This is a genomic window from Demequina aestuarii (genome assembly GCF_000975095.1).
GTDB classification, from domain to species: Bacteria; Actinomycetota; Actinomycetes; order Actinomycetales; family Demequinaceae; genus Demequina; species Demequina aestuarii.
In genome coordinates this window covers 2,457,286-2,471,443 of the sequence record NZ_BBRD01000001.1, presented here as the reverse complement: position 1 = coordinate 2,471,443, position 14,158 = coordinate 2,457,286, and the positions used below count along the sequence as shown (strand labels likewise).

Genomic DNA, 14,158 nt, shown 5'->3' with positions numbered 1-14,158 from the left:
AAGGTGGATCTCCGCTTCAACGCGTCCGGCAGAGAGATGACGTTTGGGAAGAATCTACGGATCAGTCCTCTCGGCAACTGGCGCGCGGCAAAATGGCAGGCCCGACTTCCCCACATCCACGTGCGCATAGTGCGACGTGACGGCACCACCAGGCCCGGCTGGGGAATCAGATGGCATCGGCCATGGGAACGGTCGAGGAGGTAGTCGTATGCCACGTAACGGCCGCCACGTCGAGGTAATTCTGGTCGATCTCACGGATCATGAGGTGCTGGGGTACCCGTCGATCAAACGCGCCCTAGACGACCTCGAAGGCTACGACATCCAGTCGAACAGAATCTTCTTGGTCGTGCAGGCCGAAGAAGTGCAAGCAGTCACCATCTCAAGCGAGGACAGCCGACCGTGGCAGGCTTCCGTGCTCCTGCGTCCCGTCTCGTCAGACGAAGAAGAGGAGCTCGCTGGTCTCCTGAGCCTGCGTGCACTGGAACTGGGGCTGCGGCTCCAGTCTCGGTCGGTGCCAGACATCGCCGCAGGGCTCATGCGCCACCTCAACGGATCCGTCACTGATTAGGAGCCGCGAGCGAGTGGCGAGTTCTCAGTCGCGTTGACCGTGCACGAGTCGTCATGGAACCAGGACGTGTCGGGCTTGTACACGGCAATATCCGTCCAAGCCGCCCGACTGGGCAGGTTGGACCTGATGCCACCTCACTGTGCCGAAGACTCATCGCTGCAAGAGACTGAATCGCCCCGGGTTTCGTGGAGACGTGACTATCTGGAACCGGCCCCGTGGGGGGACCGGTGTTTCAGGGTAGTCGGTGGGCGTGATGGTGGCCCAGTGGTGGGCTTCGAACTCGGCTAGTGGGACGAGACCGATCTCGCCGTGAAGCCTGCGATGGTTGAACCAGTCGACGTATTCAGCGGTGGCGATCTCGACGTCTGAGACGTTCCTCCAGGCGCCTTCGGGACGCATCATCGGGTTGCGGATGCATTCGGCTTTGAACAGCGAGTTCAGCGCCTCGGCCATCGCACTATCGTAGGAATCGCCCTTGGATCCGACGGACGCGACCGCGTCGGCCTCCGCCAATCGCTCTGGGTAGCGAATCGCTCGATGCTGGCCCCCCCCGGTCCGAATGGTGCACCAGTCCGGTGATGTCGTGCCCGGCCCGCTGGCGGGCCCAGAGCCCCACGTCGAGGGAGTCCAGGCGAGGTCGGTGCGCAAAGACGTGGACACTTGCCAGCCCACGATCATCCGAGAGAACACGTCGAGGACGAACACGACATAGGTCCAGCCGGCGTGCGTGCGCACATACGTCAGGTCCGCGACCCACAACTGGTTCGGCGCGGTCGCGACGAGTGGGCCCCGTGGGGCTCGAACCCACGACCTACGGATTAAAAGTCCGCTGCTCTACCAACTGAGCTAGAGGCCCCGCCCCAGAATCCTACGCGGGTGCGGACACGCCCAGCTCGCGCAGCCCGCGCCACGCCATCGCCACGTTGAGCGGCCGGTCGAGGGTGGCCCACACCAGGCACTTGTGCAGGGCGATGCCGAGCAGTCGCGCGTCGAGTCCGGCGTCGTCCACGCCCGTGGCCTCGCGGTAGGCCGCCACCGCCGCCCCGACTCCGGCGCGCGGCAACGCCGTGTAGAGGAACGCCAGGTCCACCGCTCGGTCGCCGCGTGCGATCTTGCCCCAGTCGATGATGCCCGCGAAGTCGCCCTGGTCGCTCAACAGGTTGGACCCGTGCAGGTCCGCGTGCGACCACACCTGGTCGGCAGGCGACGGTGCGTCCAGCGCGCGCTCCCACATCGCCCGCGCAGCTGCGGGATCGACGCGCGCCCCGTCGGGGCCGCCGTCGCCTGCCTCGACCCGGCCGAGCGCCCACATCACCTCGGCGGTGCGTTCGGTGAGGGCGAGAGACTGCTCAGGGTTGAACCATGCCCTCTCGACCAGAGGTCGGGCATAGCCATGGGACGAGCCCGCCCCCGCATCGGCCGGCCCGTGAATCTCCGCGATCGCACGCCCCACCGGGGCGCCGGCCGCGGCGCCCAATGGGGACGCATCGGCCGTAGTGCCGGGCACCCACGTGACCACGGCCCACGGCCACGGATACCCCTCCCCGGGCGCACCCGTCTGGATCACGTGCGGGTACGCGAACGACCACCCAGGGGAGAGCGCCGCCGTCCACCGCGTCTCGCGCGCGAGCGACTCGACGGCCGTCTCCACGCGGGGGAGCCGTACCGCCAGAGCGTCTCCCAGGCGGTACATCGCCATGTCCCAGCCGTCGAACCGTTCGCCGATGGGATGCGTGGCGAGGTGCGGCATCTGTGAGGCAAGCAGGGCGTGGACCGTCTCGACGGAGATGGAGGGGTGAGCGGCTGGAGGACCGGTGTCGAGCGGGGTCGTGCTCCCGACGTCCCGCGCGACTGTGGGGGCGCCCGTCGCATCGGCCTCGCTCATGCTCGCGACGCTAGCACCGTTGCGGCGCACGGCAGTGGTGGCCGCACCCCGATGGATGGATCGCGCCCGCACATGCGTTGTCCTTGCCGAAGGCAACCCCAGGAAGGGAGCGACGATCATGACCGATCACGCGAACCACGACCCGGACAAGCCGCGCGACGACGCGAGCAAGACGGATCAGGACAAGCCCATCGCGGTGGACAACGCCGCGAGCCACCGCCCGCCCCAGGCTGGCGGTCCGGACCTGCAGTCACCGTCCAAGGATCCTGTCTCCGCTGAGGGCGAGATCGCCAAGGGCGGCAACCAGAACCCCGACGCCAAGCAGCCGCCCGCATCGCAGATGCACAAGCAGCAGCGCAGCCAGGGCATGAACCGGTCGTAGCCGCCGCCCCGTAAGTGAGTGCAGCGTCTCAGAGCGGGCCTTCCCCCACAGGGAGGCCCGCTTCGCTGCACTCAGGCGGCGACGTAGCCTGACGGCATGGATCTTCACGCGTTGGTGCGAGATGGCGAGTGGACCGCGAAGCCGGTCCGCGCGGAGTGGACCGCGGGCGGCGAGCTGCTGGTCGAGGCCCGCGAAGAATCCGATGCGTGGCGCACCACGTCCTATGGGTTCGTCCACGACGACGCCCATGCGCTGCTCGCTCCGCTGGGCCCGCGTGAGGCTGTCGAGGTGACGTTCGTTCTCGACTACAAGGAACAGTTCGACCAGGCGGGCGTCATGATCCGGGTCGACGAGACCACGTGGATCAAGGCCGGCGTCGAGGTGTCCGACGGCGTCGCCCAGGTGGGTGCCGTCGTGACCCATGGAGTGTCGGACTGGTCGGTCGCGCCGGTGCCCGAGTGGGTGGGGCGCGCCGTCACGGTCCGCGCGTCGCGAGACGGTGACGCCGTGACCATCCGTGCCCGCGCCGACGAGGAGCCCTGGCGCCTGGTGCGGGTCGCACCGCTGTCTCCCACGGCCGATGCGCGGGCCGGGCTCTTCTGCTGTGCGCCTACCCGCGCTGGCCTGGCGGTGAGGTTTCTGGCGCATCGGCGCTCCGAGCCGGACGCGGCCTTGCACTGAACCCGCGCCTCAGGAGCGCCCGAGCGCTCACGCGGGCTCGATGTGGGCACTCAGCGACTGCTGGGACGTCGGCTCGGCTAGAGCCCGGCAAGCAGGAGCGCCGCGAACGCGGCAGCACCGGTGAGCAGCGTCCAACCCATGGAGCGTTTCCACAGTGCGACGCCCACCGCGACCAGCGCCGCGAGGTGCCATGCCCCGAACCCTCGCCATTCCGTCTGGTCGAGGAACAGGGCGTTCGCGACGATGGCGGCCATCGCCGCCGGGGCGACGAGTGACAAGGCCTTGCCCACGCGAGGTGGCAGCTCGCGGTCACCGCCCAGCAGCACGATGCCCGAGATGCGGATCGCGTAGGTGCCGATCGCGGCGAGGGTGAAGACGATGAAGGCGGTCATCATGGCAGGGCCTCCGGTGGGGTCTCGGACTCGCCTGCGGTGGGGTCGCGGCGGCGTTCGGGCACCAGCGCCCCCAGGCCGATGCCCGCCAGCGCGCCGATCAGCACGTTCAGTCCGTACGGCACATCCTTGAGCGCCAGCACCACGGTGATCGAGATGCCCGTCGCCGCGACTGCGGGCCAGGTCCTCAGCGCCGGCACCAGCACTGCGATGAACATCAGCGGCACGATGAAGCCGATCTGCCACGACTCAGGGATCACGGGCCCCAGCACCACGCCGGCAGCCGTGCCCAGGATCCACACCACCACGAACGGTCCGGAGACGCCGAGGATGAACCACCGGCGCCGCACCGGATCGGGCCAGGCGCCGGCCGTCAGCACCGACACCGCTGCAGACTGGTCCGTCATCAGGTACGCCAACCCCAGGCGCCAGCGTAGAGGGAAGGCGGAGAACACCGGGGCGAGCGCCGCCGAGTACAGCGCGAGCCGAGCGTTGATGACCAGCGCCGTGACGATGGCGATGATGGCCGGGGCGCCCTGCCGCAGCGCCTCGACGATCGCGATCTGGCTGGCGCCTGCGGTCACGGTCGAACTCGCGTAGGGGGCCATCCACCCGGGCAGTCCCACGACCTGGATGAGCGCTCCGAATGCCATACCGAAGACGACGGCACCCGGCATCAGCGGCGCGATCGCGCGGATCCCCGCCCAGATGTCCCGCCACTGCTGGGCGCCGATGCGCAGGAACCCGCGCGTCCGTGGGTCGGGGGAGGGCGACGAAGAGGCGGTCACCGCGTCAGTGTGGCACGAGGGTGTGTCGCGTGGATGTCGTGTCTGCCCGGCCGATGCGGGGCTGGCTCCCCGGCCGACCGTCAGGCGCGAGCGGAGAAGGTGAGGCAGTCGGCCTCGTCGAACGATGCGCCGACCTCGATGGCCTCGGCGGTGCAGCTGAGGTCCGCGTTGTGCGCGCAGTCCGTGCGAGAGCACGCGCCCACGGCGGCGACGTCGGCGCTGCCGCCCTTGGTGTCGGTGACCGCGAAGGTGTTGCACGCGGAGTTCTCGTTGCCGCGCGGCGCTCCGACGGAGATGGCCGAGGCGTGGCAGCCGTCGTGGTTGTATCCGCAGGTCTCGACCGAGCAGGACGAGACGATGGGCAGTCCGATCATGGTGGGCATGGCTCCTCCTTGGTGGATCCGTTGCCCGTCACAATACGCCAAGAATGCAGCACATGCACGACATTAAATAAAGCAACCAATGGGTGACGCAATCATTTACGAAACGCGACCGTGAGAGAAAGGTGACCCTTAGCGGTAATACGCGGCAATCCTGTCCCCGTCCACGGCGTGCACCCGGAAGGTCATGCCGTACACGTCCTCGAGCGCGTGTTCCGTGATGACAGACTCCGGCGGCCCGTCCTGCACCACCGCACCGTCTCGCATCGCGATGATGCGGTCGGAGTACGCGCTCGCGTAGTTGACGTCGTGAAGCACCATCACGACGGACTTGCCCTGATGGTCGGCGAGCCCGCGAAGCAGCCGCATGAGGCCGGTCGCATGCACCATGTCCAGGTTGTTGAGCGGCTCGTCGAGCAGGACGTAGCGCGTGTCCTGCGCCAGCACCATCGCGACGCAGGCGCGCTGCCGCTGGCCCCCGGAGAGCTCGTGAATGGGCCTCTCAGTGAGATCGCCCAGGTCGCAGTAGTCCAGCGCCTCGGCGACCGCCGCGTGGCATGCGGGCGTGAGACGCCCGTGCGAGTGCGGGAACCTCCCGAACTCCACCAGTTCTCGCACGGTGATGCGGGCCGTCATGTGGGTGTCCTGCCGCAGGATGCTGAGGCGCTTGGCAACCTCCTTGGACGGCGAGCGGAACACGTCCAGTCCCTCGACCGAGACGGCTCCCGCATCGGCTCCGAGGATGCGGCTCACCACGGACAGCAGCGTGGACTTGCCCGCGCCGTTGGGGCCAATGATCGAGGTGACTCCCGCATCGGGCAGTGTGAGCGAGACGTCGTCGACCACCACTTGAGGACCATAGGACTTGGTGACGGAATCGATCTCGATCATGCGCGCGCCTCCTTGATGAGCAGGGCGATGAAGTAGACGCCGCCCACGAGATTGATGAGGGAGCCAAGCGTGCCGGCGAAGTGCAGGACGTGCTGGAGGATCGCCTGTCCCAGCACGAGGGCGACCACGGCGATCAGCGCGGCGGCCGTGAGCGTCACCACATGTCGATGGCTGCGAGTGAGCTGATACCCGAGGTTCGCCACGAGCAGCCCCAGGAAGGTGATGGGGCCGACGAGAGCGGTCGAGACTGCCACCAGCCCCGCGACGATCACCAGCAGCACGGTCACTGTGCGCTGATGTTCGAGTCCCAGCGCGATTGCGCGTTCGCGGCCCAGTGTCAGCACGTCCAGCCTCGGGGCCAGGACGTATGTGGCGATGATGCCCGCTCCCAGCAGCACCGCCGCGATGCCCAGCAAGGTGGTGTCGATCGCATTGAAGGAGGCGAACAGCTGGTCCATGAGCGTGTCGAACTCGTTCGGATCCATGACACGGAACATGAACGAGGACAGCGACGAGAAGAGTGTGCCTGCCACGACCCCCACGAGGACGAGGGTGTACAGCCCGCGCGTGCCGTCGCCCAGCACCCACCGGTAGAGCAGCGTGGCCCCGCCCATCATGAGTGCGGTGTTGACGGCGAACATGGCGAGCGGAGGGATGGCCTCGGCTGCAGCGGAACCCAAGACGAAGACCAGCGCCGTGGTCACCAGCACATAGAGAGCGTCGAAGCCCATGATCGACGGCGTGAGGATCCGGTTCTGAGTGAGCGTCTGGAACACGACGGTGCTGACGGCGATCGCGGTGCCCACGACCACCAGCGCGGCCAGCTGTTCGAGCCGTCGGGGCAGGGCGAAGTCCCAGTGGCCATCCACGCCCCACGTCAGGAACAGCGCGGCGGCGCAGGCGAGCAGCGCGCCGAGGCCAGCGAACAGCAGGGCGAGTCGGCGGTCGCGCGGCTGATGTGCGGGTGAGTTCGCCATGTCGCGTGCGGGCTGCGCGGCGGCACGACCGGCCGTCCGATGCGCACGCGATGGGGGCGTCGCGGGGGCAGCGGGGGCGTCAGGCGTGGGCATAGCGGTTCCCTTTGCGCATCAGGATGACGAGGAAGATGGCGGAGCCGAGGACGCCCACGATGGTGCCGACCGCGATCTCATAGGGGAAGATCAGCCAGCGACCCAGGATGTCGCACGCCAGCACCATGGCGGCCCCGGCGAGGGCGGTGGTGGGCAGCGCGCGGCGGAGGTTGTCGCCCATCATCATGGTGACGACATTGGGGACGATGAGCCCAAGGAACGGGATCGCGCCCACCGTGACGATCACCACTGCGGTGACGAGGGCGGCGATGGTGAGCCCACCGGCAAGGGCGAGCCGGTAGTTGACGCCGATGTTGGTGGCGAAGTCCCGGCCCATGCCAGCGGCCGTCAGGCGGTTGGCGAAGAGGTAGGCCAGCAGTGCGACCCCGCCCGCGAACCACAGCGTCTCGTAGCGGCCTTGAATCACCCCGGAGAAGTCGCCGTTCATCCACACCTCGAGCGTCTGGGTGAGATTGGCGCGGTAGGCGAAGAACTCGCTGATGGCGCGGAGTACGCCGCCGAGCACCAGGCCCACCAGCGGTACGAAGATCACGTCCTTGAACTGGATGCGCTGGATGAGCACGAGAAACAGCGCCGTGCCCGCCAGGGCGAAGACCATCGCCAGCAGGATCTTGGACATGACCGAGGCGCCGGCGAACAGGATCGTGGCCGTCAGCAGGCCCAGCCCTGCGGCATCGATGGTGCCCGCGGTCGTCGGCGCCACGAACCGGTTGCGCGTGAGGTGCTGCATGATCAGGCCCGCGATCGCCATGGCGGAACCGGCCAGGATCACGGCAGCGGTGCGTGGAAAGCGGCTGATCAAGAAGACCTCGCGTGCTGCCGGGTCGGTCAGCAGTGAACCGAGGTCGATCTCGGCGACGCCGACGAACAGAGATGTCACCGTGAGCACGAGCGCGATCACGGCCGCCGCCCAGGGGGCGACGGCCGTGATCGTGGTGCGAGGACGCGTCACGGGGTCAGCCGACCAGCGCGCCGACCTCGTCGAGGATGGACGTCACGGAGGTGAGCCCGCCGAACGCGAGGTACCACTTCTCGGTGTCCACATAGGCGACCTTGTCGTTCTCCACGGCGGTTGTGCCGTTGACGAGGTCGTTGTCGAGCACGGCCTGCGCGGAGTCGCCGGGCTCGCCGATTGCGGCGTCCCGGTCGAGCACGATCAGCAGGTCGGGATCCAGCTCCGCGATGAACTCGAACGAGATCGCGTCTCCGTGCTCGTCGATGGCGACCTGGTCGACGGCGGGGGTGATGCCCAGCAGGTTGTACACGAAGTCGAACCGCCCCTCCGCGGAGGGGCCGTAGGCCGACACTTCGCCTGCGCTGGTCATGAGCACCAGGCCCTCGCCCGCACCAGCCGCGTCGGCCGCGACCGCCTCGGCAGTGGCGTTGACTTCGGCGACAGCGCGCTCGGCCTCGTCCTCGGATCCGAAGATCTGGCCGAGCGCGAGGGTGTTGGACTCGAACGTCGACGTGAACGCCTCGGAGCCCCAGTCGAAGGACAGGTCGATCGTCGGCGCGATGGCCTCCATCTCGGGCAGTGTGGCTGCGGAGCGGCCGCCCACGATGATCAGGTCGGGCTCGACGGCGTTGATGGCCTCGTAGTCGGGCTCGAACAGGGTGCCGGCGTTCTCGGTCGACGTCTCGTAGTCCGACAGGTAGGACGGCACCGCGTGATGGGGGATTGCGGCCACGGACTCGCCGGCGCCGAGTGCGTCGATGGTATCGAGGATGCCGTGCTCGATGACGACCACGCGCTCAGGCTGGAATGGCACGGCCACCTCGCCCTGGGCGGTGGTGACGGTCACCTCGGTGGGGACCTCGGCTTGCTGCTGCTCGGCGGCGGGGTTGGCGGTGTTCTCGGCGTCGGACTCGGACTCGGACTCCGCGGCGCAGGCGGTGAGCGAGAGTGCGGCGAGCGCCAGCAGGGCTGGGACGCTCACGGACTTGGCGAGGGGCATGGGATCTCCAGGATCAGGGATGGTCAAGAGGGCATCGACGTCGAGTGTGCAGCCCCGTCGGCGGGGCGAGCGGGAATTACGCTAGCGGACAGTTGCGAAAAAGCCAACAGCGCAGGTAAGGCGCGCCTTACTCGAGTACTGACCAGGCATGATGTCCGCTGGATCCCTCCGCACATCGGCCGCCTTCCTGGTGACCGGGAACAAAACGGGCGCCGTCGGCGTCTTCGTCTGTGACCTGTCACGGCGAGACGCCGCATGGGGTCCTTTCGTTCAGAGCACGCGGCGCCCGGTCATACCCCCCTCAGCGGCCGGGCGTCGTGTGTGCACCGGCACTGTGTGCGCTGAACCCGTGGCCCCGCGCGTACGCTGACAGTCATCGAGAGTCACGTCGAAGGGACACGTCATGACACCCCGCATTGAGAAGACCGAGGCTGAGTGGCGCGCGGAGCTCAACCCCGACGAGTTCCACGTGCTCCGTGAGGCTGGCACCGAGCGCCCGTGGACCGGTGAGCTGCTCGACAACGCGCGCGACGGCGTCTACCGCTGTCGCGCCTGCGGCGCCGAGTTGTTCCGTTCCGACACCAAGTTCGACTCGCACTGCGGCTGGCCATCGTTCTTCACCGCCGAGAACGACGCGGTCACGCTGAGCGAGGACGTCTCGCTGGGCATGATCCGCACCGAGGTGCGCTGCGCCACGTGCGACTCGCACCTGGGCCACGTCTTCAAGGACGCGCCTCAGACCCCCACCGGGGACAGGTTCTGCATCAACTCCGTCTCCCTGACCTTTGAGGACGGCGGACAGCAGGCCGATGCGCGTGAGGCTGATGGCGCTGGCGCCGAGACCGCTGGTGACGGTGCGGGCGACGGTGAGCGTCTCCCGTACGACGCCGGGCGAGGCTTCCTCGACCCACAGGCCAACCACTACACGGGCGAGTCGCGCAACCCCTGATGGTCGAGCCACGGTTCCGGCGTCCCGCCATGCTCGACATGGAGGAGGCCGAGCAGATCGAGGGGGACATCGACCCCGCCGACCGCGGGCTGATCGCTCATGAGACCGCGCTCGCGCTCGTGTCTCAGGCCCGCGCCGCGCAGGATCCCGAGCTCACGGGCCGCCTGGTGCGGCTGGTGGACGAGGAGGGCATCGACACCGTCGCCATGATGTGGTCCAAGGCCGGCGCACACAGCCTGCCCGGCGCCCTGTGGCGCATCTACATGCTGCGCGAATGGGTCAAGCACGAGCCGCGAGCCGTCGCACGGACCTACCACCACGGCGTTCACGCGGCCCATGTGCGGCACGTGATCGCCGGGGTCGAGGACCCTCCGGGCCCCTCCGAAGTGCAGGCGCTCGCCGATTCCGTGCTCTCGGGGGTGTTCTCGGGCGACCTCGCCGTCGCCCTGGAGCGCGCGGGAGCGTTCTGCCGCGTCGTGGCCACCGGGGCTGCCTACGAGGCGGAGTCCGATGACGGACATCACGATCGCCGTGCTCATGAGACCGCGCTGCGCGCCGCCCAGCTGCTGCGCACTGGCGAGGACCTCGAACGCTGCGCCGCCATGTGGCGCGAGGACCGCCTGGACTGACTCGGGTGGCCCGTCCGCGCATCGGCCGCCCGAACCCGCGGAGCCTCGAGTGCAGTCGCCGACTGGAGTGCAGGTGACGAGGGGACTGGACCTCCCACGCGAGAGGCGTACAGTGGTCAGTGACATCGGACTGCGGTAGCCCCGGGCTCCAACACAAGCCGCCACGAGCGGCCTTCGCGCCGACTGGCGCTCCCAGTCCGATGTCGCCCCTTTCCCGCCGCGTGCGGCAGCGGCGTGCCGGGCGGGTGCGACCTACGGATGCACTTGCAGCAAGTGGGTCTCGATCGCCGTGACGCGAGGTCCGGAGTCGGTATCGAGCACGTGGGCCACGAGCACGCCGCCCGCAGGCAGGTACGGGTTCTTCCGCGGCAGCGCTCCGCGCGTGTGGGAGCGGGTGGCAGCGCGCACCATCTCGACGATGGTGGGCAGCGTGGGGCGATGCACGCACACCACCCGGCTCGACGTCTTGCCGAGCAGATTCACGAACACCGATGCGGTGGCGAGAGGCTTGGCGGCGTGGCCGGGCTCGGTCAGCGCCTTGTAGCTGTGGACCTTGAGACCGGCGGCCTCGGCGTATGGCTCCACGGTGGCCACGCAGCGGCGCGCCGGCGACGAGTCGATGCACTTGACGCCGAACGCCGCGAAGAGCGGCACCAGCTGCTGCGCGCGCTCGGCGCCGACCTTGGTGATGGGCCGGTCGATGTCTTCGCCGTCCCATCCCTTGCGCCTCTTCGCTCGGGCGTGACGCGCCAGCACGAACGCGCGGGTGTCGAGCCGGTCATTGCGATAGGCGTCGACGAGCACCTCGAGCGGGCGCAGGTCGTCCTTGAAGGTGATGACTCGACGGGCCTCCTCCACCGACAGCCAGCGCTTCTTGTCGATCTCATGCTTGGAGGCGTCCTTGACCGGCGGTCGCGCCTTCACGCTCGGCGCGCCGTCCGACGCCAGATGCGCGGCCCAATACTTGACGACCTTGGTCTTGCCTCCGGAGGGGTAGCGCAGCGTGGGCAGCGGCTGGCCCAGGATCACCTCCTTGCCGGTCTCCTCGGCCACCTCGCGGATCGCGCAGGCGGGCAGCGTCTCTCCAGCGTTGAGCTTGCCCTTGGGCCACGACCAGTCGTCATACCTGGGGCGATGTACGGCCAGCACCTGGAGTTCGCCGTCACGGACGCGCCAGATCAGGGCCCCTGCGGCGATGACGGTGCCCGGGGGATAACGCTTCACTTGCGCTTGGCCCTCCGCTTGGGCTGGCGCTTGATGTACGTGGCCTGCACGTCCTTGAGCCGGCGACCATCCGTGTCCCTGGTGGTGCGGGTGAACACCCCGTCCTCGCTCAGCTCCCATGCGGAGTAGTCCGACGACATCGCCATGTCGATGTTCTCGAGCAGGAACTCCTTCTGATGCGGCGCGACGATGGAGATCAGCGCCTCGATGCGGCGATCGAGGTTGCGGTGCATCAGGTCAGCAGAGCCGAGGAAGATCTCGGGGTCCCCGTCATTTGCGAACGCGAACACTCGCGAGTGCTCGAGGAACCGCCCCAGCACCGAGCGCACGCGGATGTTCTCGCTGAGGCCCGGCACGCCTGGCTTGAGCGCACAGATGCCTCGCACCACGAGGTCGACCCTCACGCCGGCCTGCGAGGCGCGATACAGCGCGTCGATGGTCTTCTCGTCGACGATGGAGTTGAGCTTGAAGCGCACCCAGGCGTCCTTGCCGGCACGGGCATTCTCGGCCTCGCGCTCGATGCGGTCGATCAGGCCGATGCGCACGCCCGTGGGCGCCACGATGAGGCGCTTGAACTTCGCCTTGGGAGCGTAGCCGGAGAGCTGGTTGAACAGCTTGGTGAGGTCGGCGCCCACCTCGGTGTCGTTGGTGAGCAGACCGTAGTCCTCGTACAGGCGCGCGGTCTTGGGGTGATAGTTGCCGGTGCCGATGTGGCAGTAGCGCACCAGTCCCTCGTCCTCCTGGCGCACCACGAGCGACAGCTTGCAGTGCGTCTTCAGCCCGACGAGCCCGTACACCACGTGCACACCGGCCTTCTCGAGCTTGCGGGCCCAGCCGATGTTCTGCTGCTCGTCGAAGCGCGCCTTGATCTCGACCAGGGCGAGCACCTGCTTGCCATTGCGGGCGGCCTCAATGAGCGCGTCGACGATGGGACTGTCGCCGGAGGTGCGGTACAGCGTCTGCTTGATCGCCAGCACCTTGGGGTCGAGGGCGGCCTGCGACAGGAACGCCTGCACCGACGTGGAGAACGAGTCGTAGGGGTGGTGCAGCAGGATGTCGCCGCGGCGGATCGCGTCGAAGACGTTCTGCTCGTCCGCAGTCTCGACGGGAGCGAGCTGGTGGTGCGTCGTGGGACGGAACGCCGGGAACTGGAGCTTGGGCCGATCCAGGTCCGCGATCACGTTCAGGCCGGTCAGGTCCAGCGGCGCGGGCAGATGGAACACGTCGTGCTCCGTGATGCCGAGCTCGCGGACCAGCAGGTCGTGGATGTGATCGGGCAGGTCCTGTGCCACCTCGAGGCGCACTGCGGGGCCGAACCGTCGTCGCAGCAGTTCGCGCTCCATGGCCTTGAGGAGGTTCTCGGCGTCGTCCTCCTCGACCTCGACGTCCTCGTTGCGGGTGACGCGGAAGGTGGAGCTGCTCACGACCTCCATGCCGGGGAACAGGTAGTCGAGGTGCTCGGCGATCACGTCTTCGAGGGGCACGAAGCTGCGCGGCTCGTCGGAGAGGGCCGATGCGTCCGTCACTTGGGCGGCCTTGCCCGTCGAGTCCACGCTGAGGAACCGCGGCAGAGTCTCCGGGACCTTCACTCGGGCGAAGAACTGCTTGAGCGACTCCGGGTCACGCAGCTCGACTGCAAGGTTGAGCGAGAGCCCGGAGATGTACGGGAAGGGGTGCGCCGGGTCGACTGCCAGGGGCGTGAGCACCGGGAAGATGTCGGAGCGGAACAGCTTGCGCAGCCGCTCCCGCTCGGTCTCCTCCAGGCTGCCGATGTGGACGAGGTGGATGCCCTGCTCCTGCAGGCCCGGCAGCACCTGGTCCTCGAACACGTCGGCGTGGCGGTCCATCAGGTGGTGGGCGCGCTCGGTCAGCGCATCGACCAGGCGGGTGGGGCTCATTCCGGTCGCGCTCGGCACCGCGAAGCCGGCGGCGATGCGGCGCTTGAGTCCCGCGACGCGCACCATGAAGAACTCGTCGAGGTTGGACGCGAAGATCGCCAGGAAGCGCGCACGCTCGAGCAGAGGGGTCGCCTCGTCCTCGGCCAGCTCGAGCACGCGCTCGTTGAACGCGAGCCACGACAGCTCGCGGTCGAGGTAGCGATCCGCAGGCAGGTCTGCGGACGGGTCCGTGGCCTCCACGTCGTCGTCGAACGGGTCGCTCGGCGAGCGTTCGGCCGTCGCGATCGCCCCGCTGGTGGGGGGAGTGGGTGCGGTGGGATCACCGGCGGGCACGGGCCCAGGCGCGGTCTGGTCGAGGCTGTCAGCCTGGCTGCCATCGTGCATGTGCCCATCGTGGCATGGCGGCGCGCATGCGACCACCTCCGTTGGTCCTCGTTCACCGACA

15 protein-coding genes, 1 tRNA gene and 1 pseudogene are annotated in these 14,158 nt (G+C 68.4%); 5 read left to right on the top strand and 12 right to left on the bottom strand.

Annotation, left to right across the window (positions count from 1 at the left end; translation table 11 throughout):
- The first annotated feature begins 208 nt into the window (after window positions 1-208).
- Window positions 209-568: a hypothetical protein gene (locus tag AOP72_RS11600; RefSeq protein ID WP_062136576.1), complete on the top strand. Its 360-nt coding sequence runs from the start codon at window positions 209-211 to the stop codon at window positions 566-568.
- A gap of 150 nt (window positions 569-718) precedes the next feature.
- On the opposite strand, the gene AOP72_RS11595 is transcribed toward AOP72_RS11600, so the two are convergent.
- The 3 genes from AOP72_RS11595 to AOP72_RS11585 all read right to left on the bottom strand — a co-directional run bounded on the left by AOP72_RS11595 (window position 719) and on the right by AOP72_RS11585 (window position 2,453).
- The gene (locus AOP72_RS11595) at window positions 719-1,303 is read right to left on the bottom strand and encodes an integrase core domain-containing protein (RefSeq protein WP_193746416.1); all 585 of its coding nucleotides are present in this window, start codon (window positions 1,301-1,303) and stop codon (window positions 719-721) included.
- A 48-nt stretch (window positions 1,304-1,351) separates the two neighbouring features.
- Window positions 1,352-1,424: transfer RNA gene (locus AOP72_RS11590), tRNA-Lys, on the bottom strand.
- Between the two features lie 12 nt (window positions 1,425-1,436).
- Window positions 1,437-2,453, bottom strand: coding sequence for a phosphotransferase (locus AOP72_RS11585; protein WP_193746415.1), 1,017 nt, complete (start codon window positions 2,451-2,453; stop codon window positions 1,437-1,439).
- 118 nt (window positions 2,454-2,571) lie between these two features.
- Between AOP72_RS11585 and AOP72_RS11580 the strand changes: the two genes are divergently transcribed.
- Window positions 2,572-2,835 (top strand): hypothetical protein, encoded by a 264-nt coding sequence (locus AOP72_RS11580; protein WP_062136570.1) that lies wholly within the window; start codon window positions 2,572-2,574, stop codon window positions 2,833-2,835.
- 96 nt (window positions 2,836-2,931) lie between these two features.
- On the top strand, window positions 2,932-3,516 hold the full coding sequence (locus AOP72_RS11575; protein ID WP_062136567.1) for a DUF1349 domain-containing protein: 585 nt from the start codon (window positions 2,932-2,934) through the stop codon (window positions 3,514-3,516).
- 77 nt (window positions 3,517-3,593) lie between these two features.
- Here AOP72_RS11575 and AOP72_RS11570 read toward each other — a convergent pair whose 3' ends face one another.
- The 7 genes from AOP72_RS11570 to AOP72_RS11540 all read right to left on the bottom strand — a co-directional run bounded on the left by AOP72_RS11570 (window position 3,594) and on the right by AOP72_RS11540 (window position 9,013).
- Window positions 3,594-3,911, bottom strand: coding sequence for an AzlD domain-containing protein (locus tag AOP72_RS11570; RefSeq protein WP_062136564.1), 318 nt, complete (start codon window positions 3,909-3,911; stop codon window positions 3,594-3,596).
- Window positions 3,908-4,696, bottom strand: a complete 789-nt coding sequence (locus AOP72_RS11565) for an AzlC family ABC transporter permease (RefSeq protein WP_062136561.1) — start codon at window positions 4,694-4,696, stop codon at window positions 3,908-3,910. The genes AOP72_RS11570 and AOP72_RS11565 overlap by 4 nt, the downstream gene beginning before the upstream one ends.
- Before the next feature lie 80 nt (window positions 4,697-4,776).
- A complete protein-coding gene (locus AOP72_RS11560) occupies window positions 4,777-5,079 on the bottom strand; it encodes a DUF1540 domain-containing protein (RefSeq protein WP_062136558.1) in 303 nt (100 codons plus the stop codon).
- 129 nt (window positions 5,080-5,208) lie between these two features.
- On the bottom strand, window positions 5,209-5,967 hold the full coding sequence (locus AOP72_RS11555) for an iron ABC transporter ATP-binding protein (RefSeq protein WP_062136554.1): 759 nt from the start codon (window positions 5,965-5,967) through the stop codon (window positions 5,209-5,211).
- Complete coding sequence (locus tag AOP72_RS11550; RefSeq protein ID WP_202965660.1) at window positions 5,964-7,037, bottom strand: iron chelate uptake ABC transporter family permease subunit; 1,074 nt, start codon at window positions 7,035-7,037, stop codon at window positions 5,964-5,966. Before AOP72_RS11550 ends, AOP72_RS11555 begins: the two co-directional genes overlap by 4 nt.
- Window positions 7,024-8,010, bottom strand: coding sequence for an ABC transporter permease (locus tag AOP72_RS11545; RefSeq protein ID WP_202965659.1), 987 nt, complete (start codon window positions 8,008-8,010; stop codon window positions 7,024-7,026). Before AOP72_RS11545 ends, AOP72_RS11550 begins: the two co-directional genes overlap by 14 nt.
- A gap of 4 nt (window positions 8,011-8,014) precedes the next feature.
- A complete protein-coding gene (locus tag AOP72_RS11540) occupies window positions 8,015-9,013 on the bottom strand; it encodes a siderophore ABC transporter substrate-binding protein (protein WP_062136551.1) in 999 nt (332 codons plus the stop codon).
- Window positions 9,014-9,416: 403 nt separating this feature from the next.
- Between AOP72_RS11540 and msrB the strand changes: the two are divergent.
- A pseudogene (gene msrB / locus AOP72_RS11535) lies at window positions 9,417-9,803 on the top strand (peptide-methionine (R)-S-oxide reductase MsrB); the annotation flags it as partial.
- Between the two features lie 188 nt (window positions 9,804-9,991).
- Entirely contained in the window at window positions 9,992-10,591 is a 600-nt protein-coding gene (locus tag AOP72_RS11530) for a hypothetical protein (RefSeq protein WP_062137248.1), read from the top strand.
- Window positions 10,592-10,843: 252 nt separating this feature from the next.
- Here the strand turns inward: AOP72_RS11530 and AOP72_RS11525 are convergent, their stop codons facing one another.
- Both AOP72_RS11525 and AOP72_RS11520 read right to left on the bottom strand, forming a co-directional pair.
- A complete protein-coding gene (locus AOP72_RS11525; protein ID WP_062136548.1) occupies window positions 10,844-11,815 on the bottom strand; it encodes an NUDIX hydrolase in 972 nt (323 codons plus the stop codon).
- Window positions 11,812-14,097, bottom strand: a complete 2,286-nt coding sequence (locus AOP72_RS11520) for an RNA degradosome polyphosphate kinase (protein ID WP_084631780.1) — start codon at window positions 14,095-14,097, stop codon at window positions 11,812-11,814. Before AOP72_RS11520 ends, AOP72_RS11525 begins: the two co-directional genes overlap by 4 nt.
- Window positions 14,098-14,158: the final 61 nt, after the last annotated feature.